This window comes from Hymenobacter psychrophilus (genome assembly GCF_900107135.1).
Lineage (GTDB): Bacteria > Bacteroidota > Bacteroidia > Cytophagales > Hymenobacteraceae > Hymenobacter > Hymenobacter psychrophilus.
This window is the reverse complement of sequence record NZ_FNOV01000004.1, coordinates 137,282-162,965: the sequence shown is the minus strand read 5'-3', so window position 1 is coordinate 162,965 and position 25,684 is coordinate 137,282. Positions and strand designations below refer to the sequence as shown.

Annotated in this window: 21 protein-coding genes; 8 read left to right on the top strand and 13 right to left on the bottom strand. The window is 63.0% G+C overall.

Translation table 11 applies throughout. From position 1 onward, the window contains the following. Window positions 1–114 precede the first annotated feature (114 nt). The 4 genes from BLW21_RS07510 (at window position 115) to BLW21_RS07500 (ending at window position 5,366) form a co-directional block, all read left to right on the top strand. Window positions 115–1,932 (top strand): methylmalonyl-CoA mutase family protein, encoded by a 1,818-nt coding sequence (locus BLW21_RS07510; RefSeq protein WP_175470896.1) that lies wholly within the window; start codon window positions 115–117, stop codon window positions 1,930–1,932. Between the two features lie 98 nt (window positions 1,933–2,030). After that, window positions 2,031–4,154: a methylmalonyl-CoA mutase gene (scpA, locus tag BLW21_RS07505; protein WP_092738839.1), complete on the top strand. Its 2,124-nt coding sequence runs from the start codon at window positions 2,031–2,033 to the stop codon at window positions 4,152–4,154. 27 nt (window positions 4,155–4,181) lie between these two features. Next, window positions 4,182–4,904 (top strand): hypothetical protein, encoded by a 723-nt coding sequence (locus BLW21_RS21070; protein WP_139255121.1) that lies wholly within the window; start codon window positions 4,182–4,184, stop codon window positions 4,902–4,904. Between the two features lie 30 nt (window positions 4,905–4,934). After that, complete coding sequence (locus BLW21_RS07500) at window positions 4,935–5,366, top strand: hypothetical protein (RefSeq protein ID WP_092738838.1); 432 nt, start codon at window positions 4,935–4,937, stop codon at window positions 5,364–5,366. Window positions 5,367–5,690: 324 nt separating this feature from the next. Here the strand turns inward: BLW21_RS07500 and BLW21_RS07495 are convergent, their stop codons facing one another. The 6 genes from BLW21_RS07495 to BLW21_RS07470 all read right to left on the bottom strand — a co-directional run bounded on the left by BLW21_RS07495 (window position 5,691) and on the right by BLW21_RS07470 (window position 10,927). Next, entirely contained in the window at window positions 5,691–6,170 is a 480-nt protein-coding gene (locus BLW21_RS07495; protein ID WP_092738837.1) for an ankyrin repeat domain-containing protein, read from the bottom strand. Window positions 6,171–6,252: 82 nt separating this feature from the next. After that, entirely contained in the window at window positions 6,253–7,032 is a 780-nt protein-coding gene (locus tag BLW21_RS07490) for a CPBP family intramembrane glutamic endopeptidase (RefSeq protein ID WP_175470895.1), read from the bottom strand. Window positions 7,033–7,264: 232 nt separating this feature from the next. Then, window positions 7,265–8,416, bottom strand: coding sequence for a geranylgeranyl reductase family protein (locus BLW21_RS07485; RefSeq protein WP_092738835.1), 1,152 nt, complete (start codon window positions 8,414–8,416; stop codon window positions 7,265–7,267). 183 nt (window positions 8,417–8,599) lie between these two features. Further along, window positions 8,600–9,316 carry a DUF2461 domain-containing protein gene (locus BLW21_RS07480; RefSeq protein ID WP_092738834.1) on the bottom strand — a complete coding sequence of 239 codons (717 nt, stop codon included), beginning with the start codon at window positions 9,314–9,316 and terminating at the stop codon, window positions 8,600–8,602. A gap of 113 nt (window positions 9,317–9,429) precedes the next feature. Continuing rightward, window positions 9,430–9,840, bottom strand: coding sequence for a DUF4174 domain-containing protein (locus BLW21_RS07475; RefSeq protein ID WP_217633846.1), 411 nt, complete (start codon window positions 9,838–9,840; stop codon window positions 9,430–9,432). 133 nt (window positions 9,841–9,973) lie between these two features. Continuing rightward, window positions 9,974–10,927, bottom strand: a complete 954-nt coding sequence (locus BLW21_RS07470) for an alpha/beta hydrolase (RefSeq protein WP_217633845.1) — start codon at window positions 10,925–10,927, stop codon at window positions 9,974–9,976. A gap of 183 nt (window positions 10,928–11,110) precedes the next feature. Here BLW21_RS07470 and BLW21_RS07465 point away from each other — a divergent pair, with 183 nt between their 5' ends. From BLW21_RS07465 to BLW21_RS07455, 3 genes are all read left to right on the top strand, one after another. Beyond that, window positions 11,111–11,869, top strand: coding sequence for a L,D-transpeptidase family protein (locus tag BLW21_RS07465; RefSeq protein WP_092738831.1), 759 nt, complete (start codon window positions 11,111–11,113; stop codon window positions 11,867–11,869). 33 nt (window positions 11,870–11,902) lie between these two features. Next, window positions 11,903–12,463: an NUDIX hydrolase gene (locus BLW21_RS07460; protein ID WP_092738830.1), complete on the top strand. Its 561-nt coding sequence runs from the start codon at window positions 11,903–11,905 to the stop codon at window positions 12,461–12,463. Between the two features lie 211 nt (window positions 12,464–12,674). Further along, the gene (locus tag BLW21_RS07455; protein WP_092738829.1) at window positions 12,675–13,796 is read left to right on the top strand and encodes a PD40 domain-containing protein; all 1,122 of its coding nucleotides are present in this window, start codon (window positions 12,675–12,677) and stop codon (window positions 13,794–13,796) included. 13 nt (window positions 13,797–13,809) lie between these two features. Here BLW21_RS07455 and BLW21_RS07450 read toward each other — a convergent pair whose 3' ends face one another. Further along, window positions 13,810–15,204, bottom strand: coding sequence for a DUF5723 family protein (locus BLW21_RS07450; protein ID WP_092738828.1), 1,395 nt, complete (start codon window positions 15,202–15,204; stop codon window positions 13,810–13,812). A gap of 200 nt (window positions 15,205–15,404) precedes the next feature. Here BLW21_RS07450 and meaB point away from each other — a divergent pair, with 200 nt between their 5' ends. Continuing rightward, on the top strand, window positions 15,405–16,382 hold the full coding sequence (gene meaB, locus BLW21_RS07445) for a methylmalonyl Co-A mutase-associated GTPase MeaB (RefSeq protein ID WP_092738827.1): 978 nt from the start codon (window positions 15,405–15,407) through the stop codon (window positions 16,380–16,382). 48 nt (window positions 16,383–16,430) lie between these two features. On the opposite strand, the gene BLW21_RS07440 is transcribed toward meaB, so the two are convergent. From BLW21_RS07440 to BLW21_RS07415, 6 genes are all read right to left on the bottom strand, one after another. Continuing rightward, window positions 16,431–17,897, bottom strand: coding sequence for an alpha/beta hydrolase-fold protein (locus tag BLW21_RS07440; RefSeq protein ID WP_092738826.1), 1,467 nt, complete (start codon window positions 17,895–17,897; stop codon window positions 16,431–16,433). Between the two features lie 81 nt (window positions 17,898–17,978). Further along, window positions 17,979–20,615 (bottom strand): DUF5916 domain-containing protein, encoded by a 2,637-nt coding sequence (locus tag BLW21_RS07435; RefSeq protein WP_175470893.1) that lies wholly within the window; start codon window positions 20,613–20,615, stop codon window positions 17,979–17,981. Window positions 20,616–20,815: 200 nt separating this feature from the next. Beyond that, the gene (locus BLW21_RS07430; RefSeq protein WP_092738824.1) at window positions 20,816–23,365 is read right to left on the bottom strand and encodes a M56 family metallopeptidase; all 2,550 of its coding nucleotides are present in this window, start codon (window positions 23,363–23,365) and stop codon (window positions 20,816–20,818) included. Beyond that, a complete protein-coding gene (locus tag BLW21_RS07425) occupies window positions 23,362–23,781 on the bottom strand; it encodes a BlaI/MecI/CopY family transcriptional regulator (RefSeq protein WP_092738823.1) in 420 nt (139 codons plus the stop codon). The genes BLW21_RS07430 and BLW21_RS07425 overlap by 4 nt, the downstream gene beginning before the upstream one ends. 236 nt (window positions 23,782–24,017) lie before the next feature. After that, on the bottom strand, window positions 24,018–24,380 hold the full coding sequence (folB, locus tag BLW21_RS07420; protein ID WP_092738822.1) for a dihydroneopterin aldolase: 363 nt from the start codon (window positions 24,378–24,380) through the stop codon (window positions 24,018–24,020). Between the two features lie 165 nt (window positions 24,381–24,545). Then, window positions 24,546–25,616 (bottom strand): DivIVA domain-containing protein, encoded by a 1,071-nt coding sequence (locus tag BLW21_RS07415; RefSeq protein WP_092738821.1) that lies wholly within the window; start codon window positions 25,614–25,616, stop codon window positions 24,546–24,548. Window positions 25,617–25,684 lie beyond the last annotated feature (68 nt).

Here is a 25,684-nt window from a genome sequence, read left to right as displayed (position 1 = left end):
CAGGGCAAGATAGCACGGGCATTTATGGCCGCCAAACCCAATTTCCGGCCCCTACCCCGTATCTTTAGCCCGTCCCCCCGGGGGCCGTTATTTCCCACCCCACCCCGCTGCCTTATGGCCGATTCGCCGCAACCCGTGCCGGTTTCTTTTCCCGAATTTCAGCCCCTGACCACCGCCCAGTGGCAGGCGCGCCTGACCCGCGACCTGAAGGGCCAGGACCCGGCCACGCTGCGCTGGCAAACGCCCGATGGCTTTGCCGTAGAGCCTTTCTATCATCAGGAGGCCCTGGCGGAGTTGGGCGGCGCGCCCGCGCCGCTGGTGCGGCCGGCTGGTGCATGGCGCAACGTGCCTACCTACGTGGTACCGGCCGCCAGCCGGGGCCACGAGGCCATAGACCGGGCCGCGGCGGCGCTGAAGCTGGGAGCCGAAGGCGCCCACTTTGTGCTGGCCCAAGCCGATGAATTTGATACCGATTACCTGGCCCAGCAGCTGCCGCTGGCCGATACGTACGTGGGCTACTCGGTGGTACGCGGCGCGGCGGGGCTACTGGCACGGCTGGTAGAAACCGGGGCGGGTCCGTTGCGCGGCTTTTTGGTGCTCGACCCCCTCACTCATCATCTGCCCGACTTAGTATCCCAGCAGCAGGAGTTGCGCGAAGTGCTGGCGACCTGCCGAAACTGGCCCGAATTCCGGGCCCTGGGTCTGGATATGGCCTATTACGGCAACCGTGGAGCCACGGCCACCCAGCAGATTGCTTTCACGCTGAACACCGCCGCCGCCTACCTGAACCAGCTGCCTACCGACGAGCTGCCGGTAGCCGAGGTGGCCGCGGCCCTGCACCTGCACGTGGCCGTGGCGCCCAACTACTTCTTCGAAATTGCCAAACTGCGGGCCCTGCGCCGGCTGTGGGCCACGCTGCTGCACGCCTACGGGCTGCCGGCCGAAGCGGCCGCGAACCTCACGATTTTCGCCAGCACCGCCACCTGGAGCCAGACCACCCTCGACCCGCACACCAACCTGCTGCGCCACGCCACCGAAGCCATGAGCGCCGTGCTTGGCGGGGCCGATGCCGTGAGCGTGGGCACCTTCGATAGCCTGTTTCACGAGCCCAACGAGTTTGCCGAACGCCTGGCCCGCAACCTACCGGTATTGCTGCGCGAGGAGGCCCACCTGGGCCAGGTGCAGGACCCGGCCGCCGGCTCCTACTACCTCGAAACCCTCACCGACACGCTGGCCCGCGAAGCCTGGGCATTATTTCAGCAGCTCGAAGCCGCCGGCGGACTACCGGCCGCTACCGGCCAGGTGCTGGGAATGCTGCACGAAACGGCCCAGATACAGTTCCGGCGCATTGCCACCGGCGAGCAGGTGGTCATCGGCACCAACCGCTACCAAAACGCGCACGAGCAGTTCGACTTCAACCCCAAGCGCCTGCTGCGTAGCCCCACGTTCGATACCACCCGGGCCACCTACCCCATCGAGGTGCTGCGGCTGGCCACGGCCCTGCACTTCGAGCGGCGCGAGCTGAAAAAGAAGCGGGCGGCGCTGGTGTTGCTGGGCGCCCACACGAACGAAACCATCCTCGAATCGTTCCTGCAAACCCTGCCCGAGCTGGAGCGGCCCGAACTGCACCACGCCCACCCCGAGGGTACGCTGTCGGTGCTGTTTTCTTCGGCCGAGCAGGCCACGCTCATGTACGCCACGCCCCTGCAGTTCGGGCGGCTGGCCCGCACCGTGAGCGGCTTACCGCTCGATGAGGTCAACTACACTCCCCCGGCTCTGCTCACGGCCGACCTGGCGACCATGCAGGATGCCGTGCAGATCTTCGGGCTGAAAGAATTTGTGGTGGAAGGCTACAGCACCGAAGACGTACTGGCCCGCCTGCAGGGCCGAGGCGCGGCAACTGCGACGGCTGGAGCCACTGAGGCGGAGTAACCGCTCTTTTATAGTATTCTTTTGCTAAGTGGGCGCCTGCCATGCGCCCTAACATGTCCGGCAGAAATCCCCGCCGGGCACGTACAATTTGCCCCACCATGCCCGACTTCTCCCAGATACCCTACGACGCCGCCCAACTGCCCGCGCCGGCCGCTGCTCCCGCCTCCGAGCCGAATACTACGCCCGAGGGCATCACGCTCAAGCCCTACTACACGGCCGCCGATGTGCAGCACCTCGACCACCTGGGTTTCGGGGCGGGCATCGCGCCCTACCTACGGGGGCCGTACAGCTCGATGTACGTGCAGAAACCCTGGACTGTGCGCCAGTATGCGGGCTTTAGCACGGCCGAGGAAAGCAACGCCTTCTATCGGCGCAACCTGGCCGGCGGGCAGAAGGGCCTGAGCGTGGCCTTTGATTTGGCGACCCACCGGGGCTACGACTCCGACCACGCGCGGGTGCAGGGCGACGTGGGCAAGGCCGGCGTGGCCATCGACTCGGTGGAGGACATGAAGCTGCTGTTTGACCAGATTCCGCTGGACCAGATGTCGGTGAGCATGACCATGAACGGGGCCGTGCTGCCGATTATGGCCTTTTACATTGTGGCGGCCGAGGAGCAGGGCGTAGCGCCCGAGCAGCTGGCGGGCACCATTCAGAACGATATTCTGAAGGAGTTCATGGTGCGCAACACCTACATCTATCCGCCGCTGCCGAGCATGCGCATCATTGCCGATATTTTCGAATACACGGCCGCGCACATGCCCAAATTCAACTCCATCAGCATCTCGGGCTACCACATGCAGGAGGCCGGGGCCACCGCCGACCTGGAGCTGGCCTACACCCTGGCCGACGGCCTGGAGTACGTGCGCGCCGGACTGGCCGCGGGCCTCAAGATTGACGATTTCGCGCCCCGGCTGTCGTTTTTCTGGGCCATCGGCATGAACCACTTCATGGAAATTGCCAAGCTCCGGGCCGGGCGCCTGCTCTGGGCCAAGCTCATCCGGCAGTTCAACCCCCAGAACCCGAAAAGCCTGGCCCTGCGCACCCACTGCCAGACCTCGGGCTACTCGCTCACCGAGCAGGACCCGTTCAATAACGTGGCCCGCACCGCCGTGGAAGCCCTGGCGGCTGTCCTCGGCGGCACCCAGAGCCTGCACACCAACGCCCTCGACGAGGCCATTGCCCTGCCCACCGACTTCTCGGCCCGCATTGCCCGCAACACCCAGCTCTACCTCCAGCACGAAACCGACGTGACGCGCGTGGTGGACCCCTGGGGTGGCTCCTACTACGTGGAAACCCTCACCCACGAGCTGGCCGACAAAGCCTGGGCTCTGATGAACGAGGTGGAGGAGCTGGGCGGCATGGCCAAGGCCATCGAAACCGGCCTGCCCAAAATGCGCATCGAGGAAGCCGCCGCCCGCAAGCAGGCCCGCATCGATTCGAACAAGGAAATTGTGGTGGGCGTGAACCGCTACCGCCCTTCCGAGGAGCAGCAAATTGAGGTGCTCGACATCGACAACGACGCCGTGCGCGAGTCGCAGATTGCCCGCCTCAAAGCCACCAAAGCCGCCCGCGACGAAGCGGCCGTGCAGGCGGCGCTAACGGCCCTCATGGAAGCCGCCCGCGACGAAAACGGCAACCTGCTGGCCCTGGCCGTAAACGCCGCCCGCCTGCGCGCCACGCTGGGCGAAATTTCGGATGCGCTGGAGAAGGTCTACGGCCGCCACCAAGCTACTATCCGGGCTATTTCGGGCGTGTATTCGCAGGAGATGAGCTACGACGAGCAGTTTGCCAAGGCCCGCGAGGCCGCCGATGCCTTTGCTGTTCGCGAAGGCCGCCGCCCCCGCATGCTGGTGGCCAAAATGGGCCAGGACGGCCACGACCGGGGCTCCAAAATCATTGCCACCAGCTTCGCCGACGTGGGCTTCGACGTGGACATTGCGCCCCTGTTCCAGACGCCCGACGAGGTGGCCCGCCAGGCGGCCGAGAACGACGTGCACGTGGTGGGCGTGAGTAGCCTCGCCGCCGGCCACAAAACCCTGATTCCGCAGCTGCTCGCGGAGCTCAAGCAGCTTGACCGCGAGGATATCCTCGTCATTGCCGGCGGCGTCATCCCGGCCCAGGACTACGCGTTTCTCTTCGACGCCGGAGTAGCCGGCGTCTACGGCCCCGGAACGGTCATTGCTGTGGCCGCCCAGGAGATTCTAGAAAAGCTGGGGGAGTAAAGCACTAAATATTTAATTCTAAAATTCATGAATACTAAATCAAAATCGTTAAAACTGATTGCAGAAATATTGCAAGCATTTGGATTAGATAAAAATGGAAGGAAAATAATACGATTAAAAAACGAGAAAGGAGATGTAGACAAGAACGATATAATTTTTGGTTACTTAGAAACTATAGACAAAGGTTTTGCTGTTGAAAGTGAGTCTAAAAAGCAACAAGCATTTGTATATATAAGTATTCCGCAAAATTATATTCAGAATGAAGATCTAGAAAATATATTGGATAGCACAAGCGCATTCATGAGTGTGTGCGGCTTTGACTATAAATCAGAAGAAGAACCTGTATGGGGCTCGTTTATTCAAAGTCTGATTTTCTGGACAAAACGGCCAAAAACTCAAAGAGAAGTTCACGATATATATAATAAAGGCAAAGCTGCACTTGAAGCAACCTACTTAGGCAAACCAGTAGCTGAATCAACTGCACAGTTGTCAAGCGCTGCAGCACAACTAATAGCAGCTTGTTATAATGTTGATGAAATAGTATTGCGAACCGGTGCTCTAATTCTAGTAAAAGCTATTATAGATGGCAGAACCATCATGAGTGTTGAAACTATTTCACCTCAACTAATGGCTCATCTAGATATGAATCCAGGGTTACTCAGAGACCCGCGTCTAGTGTACCATTTTCTAGAAAACCTTCCGGCAGCTTTAAAATCGGGAGCCAATCCAGAATTAACATTTGGTGGATAATATTGACATAATCAAAGCTATTTGTCAATCATGCACATCTTCCCCGCCGACCAACTAGACGCCGACATTGACTACTTCGCCACCGATGCTGAGGGCCACATCCTGCACATAGCATCCGGAGGCGGGCGGTTGCCGGAGTCGGTGGCGGCTTCGCAGGAGGCGTTGCTGGCACTGCACCAGCATTTCCTGCTGCGGCCCGAAACCGGGGCGGCGCAACTGGCGGACGGCGCCGATCCGGCCGAAGCCTCCGGCGCGGCCCGCTACGCCCGGCGAGGGATGTTCTCGTTCGCCAAAATCCAGCTCCACGCCCCCACCGATTCGCAGTACCGGCTGGTGGCCCGGCCGGCGGTGCCGCTCACGGTGGCCGCGCTGCCTCCGGAGCTGGCGCTGCTGCTGCGCCGCACGCAACTGCCCGGCCCGGTAGCCGAGCTGGCCCAGCTCGATAGCACGGCCATCCTGTAATAGGACTTACGCACTTGATTGTTTTGTAGCCCCGGAGGGGCGGCATATTTATAACTAAAACGCTTCTTGGGGCGCTAGAGCCCCGTAGGGGCGACATAATTCGCCCGCGCCGTTGCAACGAATTATGCCGCCCCTAAGGGGCTCTAACTGTTGTTTCACATTAGGTTCTATAAACATGGCGCCCCGCTGGGGCTACAAATCAAGGCAGGTGCATAAGTCCTATGTAAAAACCCTGCCGTTCGGAGTTCCTGATAATACCAACGCCCCGCCTTCCGGCAAACCGGAGAGCGGGGCGTTGGGCATTTCGGGAGGAGTTGGTTGGGGCTACTCGGGCAGTACTGCCAGGGCATGGTCGTTGCCTTTTTGGCGGGCCAGGTCGCGGGCCGATTGGCCTTTGTTGTCGCGCAGGGTCGCGTCGGCGCCGGCGGCGAGGAGCAGGTCCAGGAACTCGTGGCGGCCGAACAGCACGGCGAACATAAGAGCCGTGCTGCCCTCGCCGTTGCGGGCGTTGAGCTCGGCCCCGTGGTCGAGGAGCAGCTGGGCCATGCCGGTGTGGCCTTTGAACGCGACGCCCATCAGCACGGTATTGCCGCCGCCGACGGGCTGGTTGGGGTTGGCCCCGCCGGCGAGCAGGGCGCGGGTGGCGTCGAGGTGGGCGTCGTAGGCGGCCAGCACCAAGGGTGTGAAACCGCGACCGTCGGGGGCGTTGGCGTCGGCCCCTTCGGACAGCAGGCGCGTGATGGTGGCTGCATCGTTCTGGCGGACGGCGGCTATGAGTTGATCTTGCAATGGAGTAGCGGACATGAGCGAGTTTGGTTGGGTGGGCGGCGTTGGCCGGCGGCAAAGGTACCATCACCGCAACCCTTGTGCCCACGCGTCGCACACCTTATACTGTGGCCAGCTCGGCCCCTACCAGTGGCGCTGCCAGCCGGGCGGCCTGGCGGCGCAGGTGCCAGCGCGTGAGCAGCACGGAAAGCACGATGGTCATGACCCGAAACACGTTGGCTCCCACGCTACCCACGGCCGTATCCGCCACGTCGAACAGCATCCACCAGCCATTCATGAACATGTGCAGGAAGATGGGCACCCACAGATTCTGCCAGCTTTTGTAGAGCCAGCCAAACCAGACCCCACCCCCAAACGTGACAGCCAGCACACTCACGGCCGAAGCAAAATCGTGGCTCTGGTAAAGGTGGCTCGTGGCGAAAATACCAGACTCTACCAGCACCACCAGCAGCCAGGGCAGCTTTACGCGGCGGTAAAGCTGCCCGAACAGGAAGCCCCGGAAGAGCGTCTCCTCGCTCAGCCCGGCCCAGAAGGCCCCGCGCAACAGCGCCGAAAACAGGGCGGGCCCGGCCGTGGTAGTCAGTGGAAACAGCACCGCGTAGCCCAGCAGCATGGGCAAGGTACACGCCAGGCCCATCAGCAGGCCCGTACCTACAGAGGCCCGCCACCCCAGTTCCCGCAGCACCCGGCGGGGCCCGTACCAAGCGGCCAGCGTCAGCATCGGAATGGCAATCCACGAGCAGGTGAGATAGAGCGAGAACTGCCAGTCGGAAAGCTGGGGGAGCTTCAGGCCCAGCAATAGCAGGCCGTAGCGCGGGCCGTAGGCAGCCAGCAAAAAGGCCGAAATCGTAACGGCTGCAAGTAGGAGGCGCTTTCTCATGGCGGTTGAGGTAGTGGTGAACATGCCTCAAAAGTGCGCCGGCAACTCCCGCCAGGAAATGAGAAAAGCGATAACCGGGGGAAAAACCCGATGAAATCCCCCAATTTGGGGTTGAGTTGCTTCAGCCCCAAATTGGAGGACTTCATCGCAACTACTTAGGAAGCATCCCGAATCAGCATGACGTTCTCATTAGCATCACCGAGTTTCCTCAGCCCATTACCTCAGCACCCAACTAGGCCATGGCCCGCACCAGCACCCGGCGCAGCGGGGGCCACTGGGCGGCCCGGAAAGCACCTTCGACCAGCCAGGGCGCGCGGGCCAGCAGGCGCATGAGGCGGTAGCGGCGGGCCAGGTCGCGGCCCAGGCGGCGCTGCACGGCGGCGGCGTAGGGCGCCAGGGCCTCGGGGCCAAACGCATCGGCGGCGCAGCAGCGGGCGGCGTGGTCGGCGGCCAGCAGCCCGCTGATAACGGCCGTATCGATGCCGTGGCCCTGCAGCGGGTCGATGAGGGCGGCCGCGTCGCCGCAGAGCAGGGCGCGGGGGCCGGTGAGGGGCCGGGCCGAGCCGCCCAGCGGCAGCCCGAACCCCTGAATCGGCGTCAGCTGCCGGGCCCGGGTGAAGCGCGGCACTAGGTGCGGATGGGTGGCGAGCAGCTCCTGCAACACCAGTTTCAGGTCGAGTTTCTGGCGGGCCACATCCGAGGAGAGCATGCCGAACCCCACGTTGAAACGGCCCGCGCCCACCGGAAACACCCAGCAGTAGCCGGCCCGGTAGCGGCCCAGAAACAGAAAGTCGCTGGTCGTGGCGGGCACGTCATCCACTTCTTCGAAATAAGCCCGCACGGCGGCGCAGTGGCGGGTCCGGTCGAGGGGCGCCGGGGCCAGGGCGCGGGCCACGGCCGAGTGGGCGCCGTCGCAGCCCACCACCAGCCGGGCCGTGAGTGAGGCACCGTCGGCGAGCTGCACCGTCACGCCCTGAGCATCGGCCGTTACGGTTTTTACGGCGCTGTTTTCGCGGATGTCGGTGGCCGTGTGGCGGCGCACGAGCGTGAGCAGGGCATCATCAAACTGCAGACGCGGCGAGTTGAAGGCGGGGGCCTGCCAGTGCACGCTCACGCCGGTACCGGCCGGCGACACAAGCCGGCTAGTGCGCATGTCGGTGCGGTACCCGGCCGTAAGCTCGCGCAGCTCGGCAGCCCAGGCCGGGTTGAGGCGGGTGAGGGCCTTGAGGGCCGGGCTGGGAATAGCGTCGCCGCACACCTTGTCGCGCGGGAATTGGGCCTTATCGAGCAGGCCCACCCGCAGGCCGCTGCCGGCCAGCCCCAGCGCGCAGGCCGTGCCCGCCGGCCCCGCTCCTACTATCAGCACGTCGTAATCGTAGGGCATTTTGGGGTGCTGGGAAGGGGGAAGTAAGGGAAAATGCGGCAGGCAAATATACTGTCATCCTGAGCGGAGCGAAGGACCTTATCACGAGTGTGTAAAAAATGCAGACGTGATAAGGTCCTTCGCTCCGCTCAGGATGACAGCTATTTTCACCAAACCGCTCCCAAATCAGCTTCTCACTCAAATTCACCCCTCCACTGCGTCGCGCAGAAAATCGGCGAACGGGCGCAGGGTGCGGAAGGCGGCGGGCACGTACTCGGCCAGGTTGAGCTGGCGGGCCGTGGCGTCGGGCACGGCGTGCGACACCACGAAGCTTTTGTGCTTGAGCAGCTCGATATCCGGGTGGTCGGCGGGGTAGCCGGCGGGCGGGCGTTTGAGCTTGTCGCCCTCCAGGCCGGGATAGAACTGCCGGAAGCCGGGGACCTCCAGGATACGGTGCAATGCGGGGCCGTTGTAGTCGATTTCCTGGCGGATGCGGGCCAGCTGCTCCTTTTCGGGCTGGTAGATGCCGCCGGCCATCAGCGTCTGGCCATTGGGGCCGAGCTGGAAGTAGTAGCCGGGGCCGACGCTCTGCTTACCGCCCACCGCGAAATAGGCGCTGAAGTGGGTTTTGTAGGGCTCCTTTCGCTTGGAAAACCGCACGTCGCGGTAGATACGGAAGATGCACTTCTTGGGCTCCAGTGTCGCCAGGGCGGGCTCGTCGGCGGCCAGAGCGTTGAGAATCTGCCCGACCAGCACTTCAAATTCGCAGCGCAGCTCATCGTAAGTCGGTTTGTGGGCCTGAAACCACTCTCGCTCGTTGTGCTGGCTGAGGTCTTGGAGAAAGGCGAAAAGAGCAGACTGGTTCATGAGGGCAAAGGTAGCGGCAGCGGCTGGTTGTCGGTTGTCAGAAGGGTACGTCATTCAAAGCGCAGCGAAGAATCTCGCATGCAATGCTAACCCCTGACAACAGAATTACTTTGGCACGCGAGATTCTTCGCTGCGCTCTTAATGACGTACCATTCTGAATAACTATCCTACTCCGCCCGCTTCATTTCCTGGCGGCGCATGGGCATGCCATCAATGGTCGCAAACAGGGCCGCTGGTGCAACCGGCTCAGTATCGCGCCGCTTTACGCCGCCGTCTTTGCCGATGAGCAGCACCCGGAACGCATCGGTTTTCACGCCCAGCTGGCGCAGGTAGTTGCGGTCGGCTTCCGACAGCGTGTTCCAGAGCAGTTCGCGCACCAGCAGGTCGCGCTCCTGGAGGCCGGCGCGGGCAGGTTGCAGCAACGCGCGCTGCTTCAGGAGCTGGGCATCGGTGGCCGTTGGAGCGCAGACGAGGAGCACCCGCTGCCGCCAGTGGGCCGCTTTTACGGTGACGGCCAACGAAGCACCGGGCGCGGTTTGGGCCAGGGTAGTGGCGGCGGGCAGCAGTACTACAGTCATCAACAGAAAAGCGAAATTTCGAATCAGCATACGCCTTTAACGCCGGAGCCCCCGGAGTGGTGCCCTGGCTTTATTGGCAGCCACAGATAGGAGCTTGTGTTATGGGCGGCGTTTGCCAGAACGCCGGGGTGCTTCAGCCAACCGTTTCAGCCAGCCAGCGGAATAGCTCGGCGTAGGCGGCGGCCCGCACTTCCGGCACCGACAGCAATACGTCGTGCACGGCCCCGGGCAGGGCGTGCAGCCTGACCTGCGGCCCTAGGCGCGGTGCGAGGCGGCGGATATCGGCCACGTTGAGCACGATGTCGGCGCGGCGAAACTCCTCCCGCCACTGCCGGCCGCCGGCGCTGCGTTCGGAGTGCAGCACCAGCACGGGCAACGGAAGCTCCAGCCCGTGCCGCACCTGCCGCTGGCCCCGCAGAATAGCGCCCAGCCAGCCAGCATTCACCGGGAAAACGTGGTTGGGCTTCCAGGCCAGGTTATAATCCCACTCGCCCCGATATGCCTGGTGCAGGCTCTGGCCATAGGTATCGGGCAGGCCGGCCGGCAGGGGTAAATTAGGCAGCGCCCGGCCCAGGGCGCCGGCCAACGGCGCCACTACCTTGCGCCGCAGCCACGGCTGGTTCAGGGCCAGAAACGGACTATTGAGCACCAGCGCCGCGAAGCTACCCGGGTGCCGGGCCGCGTACAGCGCCGTGATGAGGCCGCCGGTAGAGTGGCCGCTGAGCACGAGGCGCGTATGGCCGGCAGCCTGGATTTCGACCAGGGCCGCACTGAGGTCGGCGTCGTACTCGCGCAGGTCGCGCACGTTGTTGGGGCGCTGGTGGGGCAGCAGGGCCCGGCCGTACTTGCGCAGGTCGAGAGCGAAGAAGTGGTAGCCGTGGGCGGCGTACTGCCCGGCCATTTCGCGCTGGAAAAAGTAGTCGTTGAGGCCGTGTACGTAGAGCACGGCCCCGGCGGCAGGCGCGGCGGGCGCGGGCAAGTAGCGGACCAGCACCGCCTGCACGGGGCCTTCGTAGTCGGGTAGCTGGGGCAGCACCAACTGGCTGAAGTCGGGGCCGAGCGGGTCGGGCTGGTAGGGAGGCTTCATGCAGAGCGTGTACGCAGAAACGGCTACCCGGGCCGGATAAGCGGCTCTGTTGCCGAGCATTATTAGCGCTAGCAACTAGTTCCAATGCCCGGCAACTTGGTTTATATACTGCGGACGCTATACTCGGCGTTAAGCAGCCGGCTACCAATTCAACTGGCCAGCACTTCTTCCCAGCCTCCACTTATGCGCTCGCTGCTGTTACTTGCACTGGCCTTAACCGCAGCTCTGGGGGCCCGTTCGGCCACCCAACAGCCCGAACCCGACGCGGCCTTTCGCACCGAACAACTCCGCTATTCCCGAGTGCGCGAGGCTTACGCCCAATACCAGGGACCAGTGCGGGCTCTGTTGCGCCGCCATGGGGTGGCACCGGAGCAGCTAGAGCTATTCGTGCGGGCTTTCAAAATCGGGCGGCGGGTGGAGGTGTGGGGGCGTAACCGGGGCGCGGGGCCATTCGGGCTGCTGCGTACATTTGCGCTGGCCGGCACCTCGGGCACGCTGGGCCCCAAGCGCCGGGCCGGCGACGGGCAGATTCCGGAAGGCTTCTACGCCATCAACCGCTTCCACCCCAACAGCCAGTACCTGCTCTCGCTGGGCCTCGACTACCCCAACGCCGCCGACCAGCTGCGCACGCCCGCGGGCCTCGACCCCGGCGACAATATTTTCCTGCACGGCTCCGACGTAACCGTTGGCTGTTTGCCCATCACCGACGCGGGCATCCGGGAGCTGTATGTGCTAGCCGTGGAGGCGCGGGCGGCCGGGCAGGCAAGCATTCCGGTATATATCTTCCCCTTCGAGCTAACGGCCGACCAGCTGGCCCGCCGCCCGCTCGGGACTCATCTGGCCTTCTGGCAGGAGCTGGCCCCGGGCTACCAGTATTTCGAAACCCATCACGAGCTGCCCACGGTAAAGGTGGCCGCTACCGGGACCTACGTGGTGCGCTGAACCCCGCCGGCCCGGTCGGCGTACCTTGCGTCTATGGCCGAGCTGCTTTCCATTCACGATTTTCCAATTCCCCTAAACCTACGCGACTCCGCCGTACTCGTGCCCATATTCCGCGACGCGGCCGGTGAGCTACAGCTCGTGATGGTGCGGCGCACGGCCTTCGGGGTGCACGGCGGGCAGCTGGCCTTTCCGGGCGGCAAGCCCGAGCCTACCGATGCCGATTTGCGGGCCACGGCCCTGCGCGAAGCCTTCGAAGAAGTACATCTGCCACCCGCCCACGTGCAGCTGCTGGCCGCTTTGCCCACCGTGGCCGTGCCCAGCGGCTTCCGCATCAGCCCGTTTCTGGGGTGCATTCAGCGGCCCGCCCGTTGGCAGTGGCAGGCCCGGGAGGTCGATGAGGTGCTGGAAATTCCGCTCCGCCATCTGGCCGATGAGCTCAACCACGTGGAGGAAACCTGGGAGCTACCCGGCTGGCCCGGTCCCCGCCGCGTACCCTTCTACCGCGTCGGGACCGACTATCCGCTCTGGGGCGCCAGCTACCGCATCATCCAGCCCCTCATTCCGCGCCTGCTGGCCGGGGAGTGGGCAGTTTGAAGTGAGAAGTAGAGCTGTCATGCTGAGCGGAGCGAAGGATCTTACCAGTTTAGGGCGACAATCGTATGAACGACTCGCTCCAACCTGATAAGGTCCTTCGCTCCGCTCAGGATGACAGCTCAACCTCTTGCCCTCCCCACCTGCTCACCTGCTCCCCCACATCACGCCCCCCATCCACCCAAACTGGCACGATATTGCCTTTCAACCGCGCATGAATCCTTTTGCCACGATGAAACGACTTTCGATTTTGCCTTTATTGCTGCCGGCGCTGCTGCTGCTATCCGGCGCGGCCTTCGCTCAGCGCGAACAATCCGTCTGGCTGTTTGGGCAGCAGGCGGGCCTGCAGTTTCCAGTCGATGGCGGCACGCCCACGCCATTACTTACCAATAAAATGGCCACCTATGAGGGCTCGGCCGTGGCGACCAATAAGCAGGGCCAGCTGTTGTTCTATACCAACGGCGAGGTCGTATTCAACCGCCAGCACCAGGTAATGCCCAACGGCCGCAAGCTGATGGGCTCCAGCTCCAGCACCCAAAGCGCCCTGATTGTGCCCGACCCGGGCAGCGGCAACGTGTTCTACATCTTCACGACCAGTGCGCAGGGTGGCCCCAACGGCCTGCGCTATTCCACCCTCGACATGACCCGCGACAACGGCCTGGGCGACATGGTACGCCTCAACGCCCTGCTCGTGGCCCCGGTAGCCGAGAAGCTGGCCGCCGTGCGCCACCAAAACGGCCGCGACGTGTGGGTGGTGGCCCACCGCTGGAACTCCAACGCCTTCGTGAGCTTTCTGGTAACGCCCGACGGGGTGCAGAGCAAGCCCGTGATGAGCAACGTGGGCAGCATGCACGCCGGCCCCGGCCGCAACGCCATCGGGGCCATGAAATTCTCGCCCGACGGCCGCCAGCTGGCTTTGGCCCTGTGGCGCGAAGCCAATAAGTACGAGGTATTCGACTTTGACCGCACGACCGGGAAAGTGGGCAACCCGCGCTCCTACGGCCCCTACCCCGAGGCCTACGGCGTTGAGTTTTCGCCCGACGGCCGCAAGCTCTACGGCTCCAGCAACGGCGAAGGCGGCGGCGAGGCCCAAATCTACCAGATCGACCTGAAAACGGGCCAGGCCACTGTCGTCGGCAAATCGGCTAACCGCAAAGTGGGCTCCCTGCAGCGCGGCCCCGACGGCAATATCTACGTGTCGCGCGAAGACAATCCGTTCCTCGGCCTCATCCAGAACCCCAACTCCGCCGAGGCCAAATACATCGACGATGGCCTTAAGCTCGGCGGCCGCCGCGGTAAGCTGGGGTTGCCGAACTTCATCACGGAGCCAAAATGAGTGAATAAGTGACTCAGTTGCTCTTGCTGCCCAACCGGAACCGCAGAAAACCGGCGGCGGCCGACAGGTAGGGGTTTTCGGAGGCCACCAGCCCCACCACGTCGCGGGTGCTGATGCCAGCTTCGTAGAAGGAAGTGCTGAGGGTAATGCCCAGCGGCACGCTTAGGCCGTAGCCCGCGCCGCCGCCCAGGCCGCTGCTCAAGCGCAGCCAACGGGTGGGCTTGAAATCGAGCCCCGCACCCACGAAGGGCGAAGTCAGGTTGCCGGCCACGTCGTTGAGGGGCAGCGTTACGTCGAAGCCAGCCTCGAAATACTCGCTCAGGCGCACCCCGGCCCCGGCCCGTAGCCTGGTGGGCAGGTTGGCGCGGCGCTCCTGGCTGGCTTTATACTCGAACAGGCTATCGGTACCGGTGGCGAAGATTTCGGCGGCTTCCTTGATGAAGTTGTAGGAGCCAATGCCCTCCGATTTAAGCTTTTTGAGCTTCTGGTCGTTGGCCGTGAGCAGGTTGCCGGTCCAGGTCATCTGGCCCAGATCGGTAACGGCCAGGCCCAGTCGCACCGTTTTGCCCACTTCGGCGGCCAGGCCCACATCAAAACCGTGGCCCTGGCCCACGGGCTTGAGGCCCGCGCCGGTTTTCAGGTTGAAGCTGGGGTTGGTGGTTACGCTGCCATAATTGACGTCGAACAGTGGCGAGAGGGAGCTGTAGGCCCGCAGGTTGCCCGGCTCTACCCGGATATCAATGATGCCCACGCCCTGAATATAGCGGTAGCCGGCCCCGGCCGAAAGCTGGAACAGCGGTAAATCGAGCACCCGCTTGCCCCAGGCCACGTTGAACTCGCTCAGAGACGTCATTTGCAGATTGGTGCCGGCCAGCGCCTCCGATACCAGCGGCAAGTTGCCGGCCACCGCCGCCTGATAAATCGGCGCATCACGGCCCAAAAAGGCAATTTCGGCCGCATTCTGGTTCAGGCCGATGTGCCCCGAAGTGCGCAGCCGGTGGCTCACGGCCACGCCCCCAATCACCGGCAGCTGCACCGACAGCCCCAGCGTAGTGGCATCGGCGCTGAAGTTGGCCACGTTGTCGGAGGTAAAGGCGCGGGCAAACTCCTGCTTTTGAGCCGGTGTAAGGGCCTCGTTGGTATCGAACACAAACTTGCGCAGCTGCTGCCGCGTGAGGGACTGCGAGCTGACGCCTGCCCCCACCTCGCCAATGGTGAAGGACACCAGCGCCCCACCCCGGCGGCCCAGGTTGGCCGGGTTGATGCCAATGGCCTGGTAGTCGGTAGCAAACGTGGTGGCCACTCCGCCCCGGCCGGTGGCCGTGAAGTTGCTGAGTTCGGTCTGGGCCCAGCCGGCTCCGGGCAGGGCCAGTAGGCCGGCAGTAGTCAGGAGTAAAAAGCGGTTCATGGGCACAGGAAATTGAGGTGGAGGCAGTAGCTTGCGAGGGTGGTGAGACAAACCTGTCATCCTGAGCTTGCGAAGGACCTTGCCACGTTGAAAAAACCGTAGCAAGGTCCTTCGCAAGCTCAGGATGACGGTATTCACCAATTGCACCACTTGTTTCGTCAACCGCGCCGCTAAAGATAACGCTCCACCCTACTTTCCTCGTGCCCAAACGTTTTTCTGCTTCCGACTATATCGAGGGGATTCTGGCCGGCAACCGCGTACGGCTCAGCCAGGCTATTACCCTGGTGGAAAGCACGCTGCCCTCCGACCAGGAACTGGCCCAGCAGGTGCTCGATGCGGTGCTGCCCCACACCGGCCGCTCGGTGCGGGTGGGCATTACGGGCGTGCCGGGCGTGGGTAAGAGCACGTTTATTGAGGCCCTAGGCCTGCATCTGGTGCGCGAAAAAGGCCACCGGCTGGCCGTGTTGGCCGTCGACCCGACCAGCCAGCGTAGCGGGGGCAGCATTCTGGGCGACAAAACCCGCATGAATGAGCTGGCCTTTCATCCGCAGGCGTTCATCCGCCCCTCGCCGGCCGGCCGCAGCCTGGGCGGCGTTACGCGCAGCACCCGCGAGGCCCTGCTGCTGTGCGAGGCGGCCGGCCACGACGTTATTTTTGTGGAAACCGTGGGCGTGGGCCAGAGCGAAACCGCCGTGCACGGCATGGTCGATTTTTTCCTGCTGCTAATGCTGGCCGGGGCCGGCGACGAACTGCAGGGCATCAAGAAGGGCATCATGGAAATGGCCGATGCCATCAGTATCACCAAGGCCGACCAGGGCAACGAGCTGGCTGCCCGCCGCGCCCGCCGCGAGTACCAGAACGCGCTGCACCTCTACCCGCTGGCCCCCAGCGGCTGGGTTCCCGAAGTAACGGTTAGCTCGGCCCTCACTGGCCAGGGCGTGCCCACGGTGTGGGAAATAGTGGAGCGCTACGTAGCCCAAACCCAAGAAAGCGGCTACTTCGGGCAGCGCCGCCAGGAGCAAAACCTGCACTGGCTGCACGAAACCATCCGCCAGAACCTGGAAACCCAGTTCTACCAGCGCCCCGCAGTGCGCGAGCAGCTGGCTGCCATCGAGCGGGCTGTGCGCGAAGGCCGCAAATCGGCCTTCGGGGCCGCTGGCGAGTTGCTGGGGCTGTAGGCAAGGCCGCAGGTATTTACTGACGAGGTTCAGTTAGCTTCCCCACCCCTATTTCTTCGCGGGATTTCGGGCCAGCCAGTTCAGATAAGTGGCTTTAAGCCACATGATTTCCGCCCGCTTGTACTCCGGAGTCATCACGCTAAAATGGTTTCCGGGATAGTAGGCAAACGGCATATCGGCCCCGAGCTTCTTCATTTCCTGCTCCATGAGCATAGCCGAAAAGTTAAGGTAGTAGCTGTCTTCGTTACCAGCCGAAATTCGCAGCTTGCCGTTGAGGTAGGGCCGGAGGCGGGACCAGTTCTGGCGCACGTACTGGGTGAGGTCGTACCGCCGCCAGTGCACAAAAACCCGCCGGTCGAGCACATTGGTAGTGGAGTTGAACAGCGGCTGGGGCAGCCCGTTACGGCCGCGCGGGCTGAACACGGCATCAAACGACACCTCCTGCTCGCCCCGGTAAATGATGTCTTCCAGCCGGTGCACAATGTTGGGCCGGTCGTAGGCCGAGGCCACTGGCAGCAGCTCACCATAAGTTACCGAGTCCCTCATCTCCACTCGCTTCGTGGCGGTATAGAGGTTGGTCAGCTCGAAACGGTGGAAATCTACGGGGTCGGAGGCGCTGGCGTTGCCGCCGGCAAACAGGCGCGGGTAGTGCGTGAGCAGGTATACCACCGCGTAGCCACCGCTGCTGTGCCCGCGTAGCAGCCGGGCCCCGTTGGTGCGGTACCGTTGGTCGAGCAGCGGCAGAAACTCGGTGGCAAAGGCGTCGCCGACGGGGCCGTTGTTGGCGCTATTGGCGTACACGCTGTGCCCCAACGCAGTGGCCCCATCGAGGTACACCCGAATGCAGGCCAATGTGTCAATGGGGGTGGCCGGCAGCGTGTCGGTGCTCATGGCCCGCGAGTAGTGGTGGTAGTCGCCGCCGAAACCGCCCACCGTGAACAGCACCGGGTAGCGGCGGCGCGGGTGGCGGTGGTAGTCGGCGGGCAGAATCACGGCCGCGTCGAGAGATTCTGCCCGCCCCGAAAAGCGGGTCAGCAGGGCCGAAGGAGCTTTGAATTCTTTGCAGAAAATGCTTTCCACAAACTCGGGGGCCGCCACCGTTTGGGAGCAAACCAGCCGGAAGGTGTCGGTGGCCGCGCCCAGCGTAACGCGCCGAGCCGGGCTGTAGGGGTTGCCCACGCTCTGCCCGATACTGCGCCCCCCCCGGTTCAGGTCCCACACGGCCTGCACATAGTATTCGCCCCGCTCCAGGCGCGAAAGCAGCGTGGGGTACGAAAGGGCCGAATCGGAGAAGGTAATGGCCTGCCCCGGCCTAACATTGCGCACCGCCAGCCGGTAGCAGGGCCAGCCGGGCTGGTTTTTGGGTTCCACGTTCCGGCGCGAAAGGTACAGGATAACGTTGCCGCTGAACGGCCCGCCGTAGGCCCCGGCCGGGTAGCTAACCACGAACTGCTGGGCGCGGGCCGCCTCCAGCAACGTCAGCAATAAGAGCAATAGCAGGCTTATCCGTTTCATGGCGAGACAGCGCGTTAGGAGCAGTAAGACAAAATTGAACCGTGCTTGCCGCGCCCAGCAACGGGCACATACAACGGGCCGCTACTTCTGTTTCGGACGCAGCGTCAAGTAGTCAAGGTAGTAGAGCACTTTCACCGACACCGAGTTGTTGTGGGGCGTGTTGAGCGTGTTATTGAAGTTGGTGAAGTACTGCGGCAGGGTTTGGTCGCCGGCCAGGGAGCTGGCATTCGCATTTTTCCAGACCACCGTCATCTGCGAGCCGGGCGCAAACCACCACGAGAACACGGCATCCACGTTGAAGGCGTTGAAGCTGTTGTCGCGGTTGCGCTGGTAGCCCACGGTTTCCTCTTGACCGGCAGGGTTCAGGCGCGAAAAGTCGCGGTAGCGGGCCACGCTCACGTAGTGGCGGGTGCGGATGGTGAACGACATACGATTGGTGAACGTGTAGCCGGCCGACACCGTGTTGGTGGTGGTGGTGCGGTTGCGGCGACCCAGGATTACGTCGGCCACGTTGTTTTTAATGAACGGCTGGTCCAGTGGCTCATTTTTGTTCAGGTTACCGGCGTAGCCGATTTCGTTGCGGCGCAGGGACCAGTCGAAGCTGTAGCGAAACGTGAGCTGGTTGGTGGCCCGGTAGCGCGGGCTGACGTTGATGTCGTAGCCGTTGCGACCGGTGCGGGCCCCGTCGGCGGCGTACCAGCGGCCGGCCAGGCTCACGTCGTAGGCCAGCTTTTTACGGTAATCGGAACTGCCGTAGCCGTTCATGCCAATATTGGCCGGAACGCGCACGTAGTATTCCCCCAGCGGCTGGCGGCGGGGCTCAAAGAATTCGTGCCGGACCAAACCACCATCCATGTTGCCACCAAACGAGAAGAAGTTTTTGGTGATAGTGGTGTTGAAACTCGAGTAGAAGCCCACATCCTGGTAGCGCGTGGGCTTATAGAGCAGGGTCTGGTAAAGGCCAAAGTTTGTGTTGAACCGGTTCAGCTTCCAGAAAGGCTCGTACTTGTTATAGCTGACCGATGCCTCCTGGTTGATGGAGTTGTTGGAGAACAGGATGCCCAAATCGTTGGGGTCGTAGGTGTCCGACTCGATGCCGTGGTTGACGCTCCAGTTCCAGTTGCCGCTGATTTTGGCCAGCTCCAGCTGGTATTTGTACCCGTCTTGGTTGTCAATCTGCTTCTCGGAGCCGAACTCGGTGCCCCGGCGCCGCGAGTAGTTGGCCTGGCCCTTGATGGCATAGCGGTTGGCTTTGTCGGCGAACCGGAACAGGCCGCCGGTTACGTTGGCGTCGTAGGTGCTGCCCTGGCGCGTTACGTTGGTGTTGATGAGCGAAACGTAGGAGTTGTTTTTCAGGCTCTGGTCGAGCACGAAAATGTTGTAGTTGGAAAACGGCTGGGTAAGCACGTCGCGCCGCTCGCCGGTAGTGCTGTCCTGCACGGTGGCGTACACGTTGTTGCTCAAGGCATTAAACACGCCCACACCCAGCCCGCTTTTGGTACGGCCCGATATTTTGGTGGCGTTCAGCAGCCGCGTTACGCCGGGGTTGCTCACCACATACTCGCCCTGTCGGATTTGCCCATCAGGCTCCCTGTTGCGGCCCCTTAGCCGGCTATCCACATCATAAAAGCCCAGCGGCTGGCCGCCTACCCGGCGCGAATAAAACAGCCCGCCCTTATTGAACAGCTCGGTGCCCTCCGTAAAAAACGCCCGGTTCTCGTTGTATTGCACCTCGAAGGGCGAAAGATTGAGTACTTGATTGTCGCTCTGTACCTGCCCAAAATCGGGAACCAGCGTGGCATCGAGCGTGAAGCTTTCGTTGATTCCCCATTTCACATCGGCCCCGCCATTGAAGCTGGTGCTGGAATTACGTTTGCCCTGCTCGTTGAAGGGGTAGTGGTTGTAGTAGCTCGACACGTAGGGCGTGAGCGAGAGGCGCAGCGGCGGCTTGATGTCGCGCAGGCCGCGCAGCTCGCCCCACTGGTTTACAAAACCATCCACCTGAGGCTTCACCTCGTTCCAGAAAAACTGCTGGCGGGTGCTCTGGCGCTGCCGAACGAAATTGATGCCCCACACCTGCTCCATCGCGTCGCTGAAGCGAATGGCCGAGTATGGAATTCGGATTTCGGCTATCCAGTCGTTGCCTTGCAGCTTGGTCTGGCTCATCCACACGGCGTTCCAGTTGAAATCTTCGCCCCCGGCGGGCGAGTAGCGGGCATCGAGCTGCACGCCGCCGGGCGTCAGGAAGAAGCCGTAGCCGTTGAGCTTGTCGTGGTAGGTATCGAGGAATACAGCGAAGTAATCGGTATTGCCCAAATCGTCGCGCTGGGTCAGCTCGCGGAAGATAGAATCGGGGCTCACGTCGTGCATCACGGCCCCGATGTAAAAGGCGGCATCATCGTAGAGTATGCGCACCTCGGTGGCGTGCTTCTCGGGCCGGCCGGGCGTGGGCCGGGATTCGATGAACCTGGTCGCTATCGGCGCCTCCCGCCAGACTGCCTCATCCAGGTCACCATCAATTTTGATGGCCTCGGTAATGCGCGTGGCCCGGAACTGCCGTTTCGGAGCCGGCAGGGCGGCGCTGTCGGCCGCGGCGGTTTTAGCGCCGGCAGCCAGCTTCTGGGCGTGCCCCGGCCCAGCCAGCAGCAGCAAAAATAACAGGCCCAACAGGGCATAGAAATGCTTCACGACGAATCGACGAGAGAGTAAAGAAATCAAACCAATCAGCAGAAAAAAGTAACGAACCACCCCGCCCCAAAACCCGGCAACCGGGCCAAAACGCCGCCAGCAACCATTCCCGGGCCGGCGGCTTGCCGCCATAGATGCAGCGGGCACCTCAACCGTTGCCTGTTTGCCAGGAAACTTCCGGATAAAAAACCGGCCGCCGTTGCAGCGGCGGCCGGTCCGGGCATATGCCGCTACTCACTCACGGAAATCTGGATAGTGCGGCTGCTTTTGCCAGCAGTGGCGGGCTCCACCCCCAGCAGGCGACGGTACCGGTCGGCCACGGCAGTGGGCTGCGGCTGGCCGTTTACGGTCATGGTTTTATTGTTGAGCTGAAACTGGAAACCTTTGTCAGTGGCTCCAATCAGCCCGTCGCGGCGCAGCTCGGCCCGGATTTCGTCGGTTGTGAGCACGGGCGGCGGGGGCGGCGGCGCGGGCAGGGCCGGCGGAGAAGCCGGCGCTGGTGGCATGGGCGGCGTAGGCAGGTTGCGCCCCAAGCCAGAACCCACGGTCGTCGTTGTCGAGCCCGAAGTCTGGTAGTTCAAGTTGTAGTTGCCCTTCAGCGGCTGGCCCTGCAGCTGCTCCACCAGCCGCAGATACTTCTGCTGCACGGCGGCCGGCTGCTTTTTGCCATTCACCGTCAGGCCGCTGGCCGAAAGGCTGAACTGCAGGTTTTTGGTGTTCTGGATGATGTTGTCCTTGCGCAGTTCCCGCAGCAGGGCATTCGTTGCTGCGTCACGCTTGGCCTGTTCGGCATCCCGCTTGGCCTGTTCAACGTCGCGGCGGGCCTGATCGGCGTCGCGGAACCCCTGTTGCCGGTCACGCATTTGCTGTTCTCGGTCACGACGCTGCTGCTCCCGGTCGCGGCGCTGCTGGTCGGCGTCCTGGCGGATCTGCTGCTGCTGGTCGTGCAGTTCGTCCAGCCGGTCCTGCTGCCGGTCGCGTAGCTCGTCCAGCTGGTCTTCCAGCATCTCCCGCTCCTCATCGGTGCGGGCTCTTTTGGCGGCGGCCTGCAACTCCTTTTCGGCCTGGGCAAAAGCGTCGCGGGTGATGCCCTCAAAATCGACCTTACTCAGCGCATCGCGGGTGATGTTGTCAACATCTGTTTCGCTTAGGGCTTTTTGTGCCTCCAGCAGTGCCAGGGCCGACAGTTCCCGCGCGTCGGTGGCGCTGGCTGAGCTGCCGCTCAAAGCCGCCCGGCTCATGCGCAACGATAGTTCTTCCAGGCGCTGCTGAGCATCGGTTTGCGGCCGGTTGACCGAGCGGCTATCAAGCTGCACCACATCTACCTGGTCGCCTTTTTTGCGGGCCGGGGCAATGTCAATCGGTTGCCCATCCACAAACAGCTCCGTGAGGCGGCCTTTCTTATCGCGCTTGATAATCACCGTGCCGGCGTCGTTGCCGCGGCGGCCAGCGCGCGACCAGCGCATCAGCCGCGGGTTGCGAACAGTATCGAAGCTTACTTCGGTACTGCCGAGCCGGGCACGGGCCTTCCCGTCGGCCGACACGCTCAAAATACGCAGCGACTCCTGGTAACCGACTTCGGCGCTGGTTGCGGCGGCCGAAACAGGTGTTGCTGCCGCAGGTGGCATCGGGGCCGGCATAGTAGCGCGGCGCAGGGCGGCAGCCGGTTTGGCCAGCGTGGCGGCCAACGAAATAGCGGCCGGGCGGGCCATTGCCACCGCAGTGCTCAATACCACCACGCCCACAAGTACCACGCAGGCAGCCATAAAGCCCTCGGCAAACGTGGGCCGCTGCCGGCCCTGCACCAGCCGCCGGATGCGGCTCAGCACCGAACCATCGGGCCCCAGCGCCGACAGCGCCAAGCCTGCACCGACAGGCGCGGGAGCAGCCGTCAGTTCGGCCAGGGCGGCCAGGGCGCGGGCCACCGTGAGCGGGTTGCCGCCCACCAGGGCCGTGGCCACGTCGTCGCAGCAGTTTTCGCGCTCAGTACGCAGGCAGGCCGCCATAAACCACACGCCCGGATGATAGAAGAGAACCGTTTCGGCCACGGCCTGCAGCAGATTCAGCAGGTAGTCGCGGCGCTGCACGTGGGCCAGCTCGTGGGCCAGAATGGCTTCCAGGTACGCCGTACCCAGGCCCGTAACGGCACCCAGCGGCAGCAGCACCACCGGCCGCAAATGCCCCACCACTACCGGCACCTTTACCAGGGCCGATTCGAGCAGCTCCACGCGCTGCTTCAGGCCGGCACGGTCGGCCAGGGCGGCCAGCCGCTGCTGCCACTCGGCGGCTAGTGGCTGCACCCGGTAGCGCCGCAGGCGCTGCACGTAGGCCAGGCTACCCAACAGGCGCAGCATCATCACCAGCAGGCCCATCAGCCACACGGTAACCAGCAGCGGCAGGTTGGCATCGAAATACGTTTGCCACGAGCTAAGCCAGCCGGGCGCGGCCGGGTTGCCGGCCAAGCGGGCAGCCGGGGCTGCCGCTACAACAGCGGCCAGCGCGGTTCCCGCTTCGGTTGGCGGCACTATGGCAATGGTGGCCGGGCCGGCTGGTGGCGCCTGGTAATAGTGGCGCCCGAATGTGAGGCCGCACAGCAGCAGTAGCGTAACCAAAGCGGCGGCGGTGGTGCGGTAGCGCACCTGGGCCGAGTGGCGGCGCAGCAGTAGCAGCAGGCCGGCCAGCGCCAGCGCCACTACCGCCCCCTGCCAGAGCGAATGAAGCAAAGTCCAGCCCAGGGCCCGCACCAGGGCCGGAGGCAGCAGTTGTTCGAGCCAGTTCATTGCGCAGCGTCGTTAGCGGGTGAGTTGGTATCGTTTTGAATCTCGATGTCGTTGAGCAGACGGCGAATCTGGGCCAGCTCCTCGCGCGAGGTGCGCCGGTTACCCAGCGCCTGCATCACCAGCTTCATGGCCGAGCCCCCGAAGGCGCTGTCCACAAACTTGTCGAGTAGCAGGCCCTGGGTTTCCTCCTCGCGCACCGCGGCCCGGTACACGTGGGTGCGGGTGTCGTCGTCGCGCAGCACCAGCACTTTTTCCAGCATCAGCTGCAGCAGCTTGAGCGTGGTAGTATAGCCGATTTCGCGGCGCTGGCTCAGCTCGTCGTTCACGAAGCGCACCGTACTGGGACCATGCTGCCAGAGCACCTGCAAAATCTCCAGTTCTGATTCGGTGGGCTTGGGTATCATCTTTTTAGTCATTGTGAATCAAGCAATAGAAGGTACGACATTATTCGTACTTCAAACATATACGAAACCTGTCGTATATCCAAATATATAGTACGAATTAATTCGTAAATACTAAAAAGCGCATATAAAACTGCCCTCCAAAACCCGCCGCACAGTACGCAACAGGCTTTAGAGGGCAGTTTTATAAAATTCAGGCTAAGCTGCTACATCCGGCAGTCGGAGGCAGCGGCCAGAAAGAACGCGGTGTATTATTGGGTGCGGCGGCGCTCCAGCGTAACGCGGGCCCGGTGGCAGATGCCGCCCAGCGGCGGGTTGAACTTCGAGACACTGACACGCACACCGTTCACGTACGGAAACTCGGCCAGCACCCTGTCGAGTACGCGGTGGCCGAGGTGTTCGAGCAGACGGGCGGGGGCCTGCATTTCCTCGCTCACCACCCGGTACAGCACCTCGTAGTTCACCGTTTCGGCCAGTTGGTCGGAGGTTCCGGCCGCGTGCAGGTCGGTGTCGATAAACAGGTCGATGCCATACTTATTGCCGATTTTCTGCTCCTCGTCGTAATAACCGTGGAAGGCGAAGAACTCCATGCCTTCGAGTGCAATCTGGCCCATAGGTAAGATGGTGAAGTGGTAAAATGGTGAGTTTAACGTTCGAGCACTCAGCCGCAATCAGTCATTTAAAAACAACGAAGCCTGCCCCAAGAGGCAGGCTTTATTCAGTGAGCAGAAAACTGCATCCGCAATCTGCGAAATCAGTTTCATCTGCAACATATGCGATTAAATATCGTCGAAAAATGACCGTTCGCCCAGCGAAACGGGAGTGGCAGCCATGCCTGGTTGGCCAGGGTGGATGGAGGGCGAAGGCTGGGTAATTTCGGGGTGGCTGGGGCCGATGGGCTGGATATCGGGAGCCGGGGGCTCCACGCGCGGCGGCGCAGGATCGGGCACGCGCATGGGGCCGGGCGGGTCGATGCGGGGCGCGGGCGAGATGCCCGGGTTTTCGGCCGGTGCGCCGGGGCGTTCAATTTCGGGCCCGGGCTGCTGGTCGGGGTTGCGCGGGCGCTCGGGCTCCTGGCTGGGGTCGGGCTGCTGGCCCGGCTTGGGGTTGTAGCCGGTGGTGGCGGGCTGGGTGGCGCGGCTTTCGGCCGACCCATTGGTGGCGGCCGATTCGGATCGGGCCGGAACCGGCGCGGCAATAGCAGCGGCCGAAGTGGTAGCGGCGGTGGAAACGTACATGGCAGAAGCGTCAGGGGTGGAAAGTTCGTCGGCCGCGGGTGGCCGGTTCACCTTTACGCTGGCCGCCCGCGAAAGGATGGCCGCCGCGCCGGATTTGGGTCGGGCGCGGGCTTTTTCCACTTTATCCAGCGCGTCGGAAGCCAGGTGGTGCAAGTCGCGGGTGAGGCCATCGAACAGGTTTTCGAGGCGCTGGCATTCCTGGCCCAGGGCGTTGGCTTCCTTTTTCATATCGGCCACTGTGCGCTCGGCCTGCTGGTAGGCATCCTCCACCACAGTGCGCGACTTTTGGCGGGCGGCGGCCAGTAGCTCCTCGGCCTGCAGCTGGGCCTCCCGAATACGCAGGTCGGCATCGCGCTGGGCCTGCTCGGTGATGCTGTTGCTGGTGTCTTCGGCCGTTTTGAGGGTGCGGTACAGGCTGGTTTCCACCTCGCGCATCTTGCTCACGTCCTGGGTGGCGTGCTCCAGCTTGAGGCGCAGCTCCCGGTTTTCGTCGCCCATCCGCTCCCACTGCTGCGAAACGGTTTGCAAAAAGGCCTGCACTTCGTCCTTATCCAGCCCACGAAGGGCTTTTCCAAAGGTTTGCTGCCGGATATCGAGGGCGGTAATTTTCATTTTGAGAAGCTAGGAATTAGGAGCCAGAAGCTAGAATTGAAGACGGCAGACAGAAAGGCCGGCAGAAT

What these genes read in the sequence shown, in the direction of transcription:
- BLW21_RS07510 (WP_175470896.1), top strand. Translation starts at nt 115, where the DNA reads ATGGCCGATTCGCCGCAACCCGTGCCGGTTTCTTTTCCCGAATTTCAG.
- scpA (WP_092738839.1), top strand. Translation starts at nt 2,031, where the DNA reads ATGCCCGACTTCTCCCAGATACCCTACGACGCCGCCCAACTGCCCGCG.
- BLW21_RS21070 (WP_139255121.1), top strand. Translation starts at nt 4,182, where the DNA reads ATGAATACTAAATCAAAATCGTTAAAACTGATTGCAGAAATATTGCAA.
- BLW21_RS07500 (WP_092738838.1), top strand. Translation starts at nt 4,935, where the DNA reads ATGCACATCTTCCCCGCCGACCAACTAGACGCCGACATTGACTACTTC.
- BLW21_RS07495 (WP_092738837.1), bottom strand. Translation starts at nt 6,170, where the DNA reads ATGTCCGCTACTCCATTGCAAGATCAACTCATAGCCGCCGTCCGCCAG.
- BLW21_RS07490 (WP_175470895.1), bottom strand. Translation starts at nt 7,032, where the DNA reads ATGAGAAAGCGCCTCCTACTTGCAGCCGTTACGATTTCGGCCTTTTTG.
- BLW21_RS07485 (WP_092738835.1), bottom strand. Translation starts at nt 8,416, where the DNA reads ATGCCCTACGATTACGACGTGCTGATAGTAGGAGCGGGGCCGGCGGGC.
- BLW21_RS07480 (WP_092738834.1), bottom strand. Translation starts at nt 9,316, where the DNA reads ATGACGTACCCTTCTGACAACCGACAACCAGCCGCTGCCGCTACCTTT.
- BLW21_RS07475 (WP_217633846.1), bottom strand. Translation starts at nt 9,840, where the DNA reads ATGACTGTAGTACTGCTGCCCGCCGCCACTACCCTGGCCCAAACCGCG.
- BLW21_RS07470 (WP_217633845.1), bottom strand. Translation starts at nt 10,927, where the DNA reads ATGAAGCCTCCCTACCAGCCCGACCCGCTCGGCCCCGACTTCAGCCAG.
- BLW21_RS07465 (WP_092738831.1), top strand. Translation starts at nt 11,111, where the DNA reads ATGCGCTCGCTGCTGTTACTTGCACTGGCCTTAACCGCAGCTCTGGGG.
- BLW21_RS07460 (WP_092738830.1), top strand. Translation starts at nt 11,903, where the DNA reads ATGGCCGAGCTGCTTTCCATTCACGATTTTCCAATTCCCCTAAACCTA.
- BLW21_RS07455 (WP_092738829.1), top strand. Translation starts at nt 12,675, where the DNA reads ATGAATCCTTTTGCCACGATGAAACGACTTTCGATTTTGCCTTTATTG.
- BLW21_RS07450 (WP_092738828.1), bottom strand. Translation starts at nt 15,204, where the DNA reads ATGAACCGCTTTTTACTCCTGACTACTGCCGGCCTACTGGCCCTGCCC.
- BLW21_RS07440 (WP_092738826.1), bottom strand. Translation starts at nt 17,897, where the DNA reads ATGAAACGGATAAGCCTGCTATTGCTCTTATTGCTGACGTTGCTGGAG.
- BLW21_RS07430 (WP_092738824.1), bottom strand. Translation starts at nt 23,365, where the DNA reads ATGAACTGGCTCGAACAACTGCTGCCTCCGGCCCTGGTGCGGGCCCTG.
- BLW21_RS07425 (WP_092738823.1), bottom strand. Translation starts at nt 23,781, where the DNA reads ATGACTAAAAAGATGATACCCAAGCCCACCGAATCAGAACTGGAGATT.
- folB (WP_092738822.1), bottom strand. Translation starts at nt 24,380, where the DNA reads ATGGGCCAGATTGCACTCGAAGGCATGGAGTTCTTCGCCTTCCACGGT.
- BLW21_RS07415 (WP_092738821.1), bottom strand. Translation starts at nt 25,616, where the DNA reads ATGAAAATTACCGCCCTCGATATCCGGCAGCAAACCTTTGGAAAAGCC.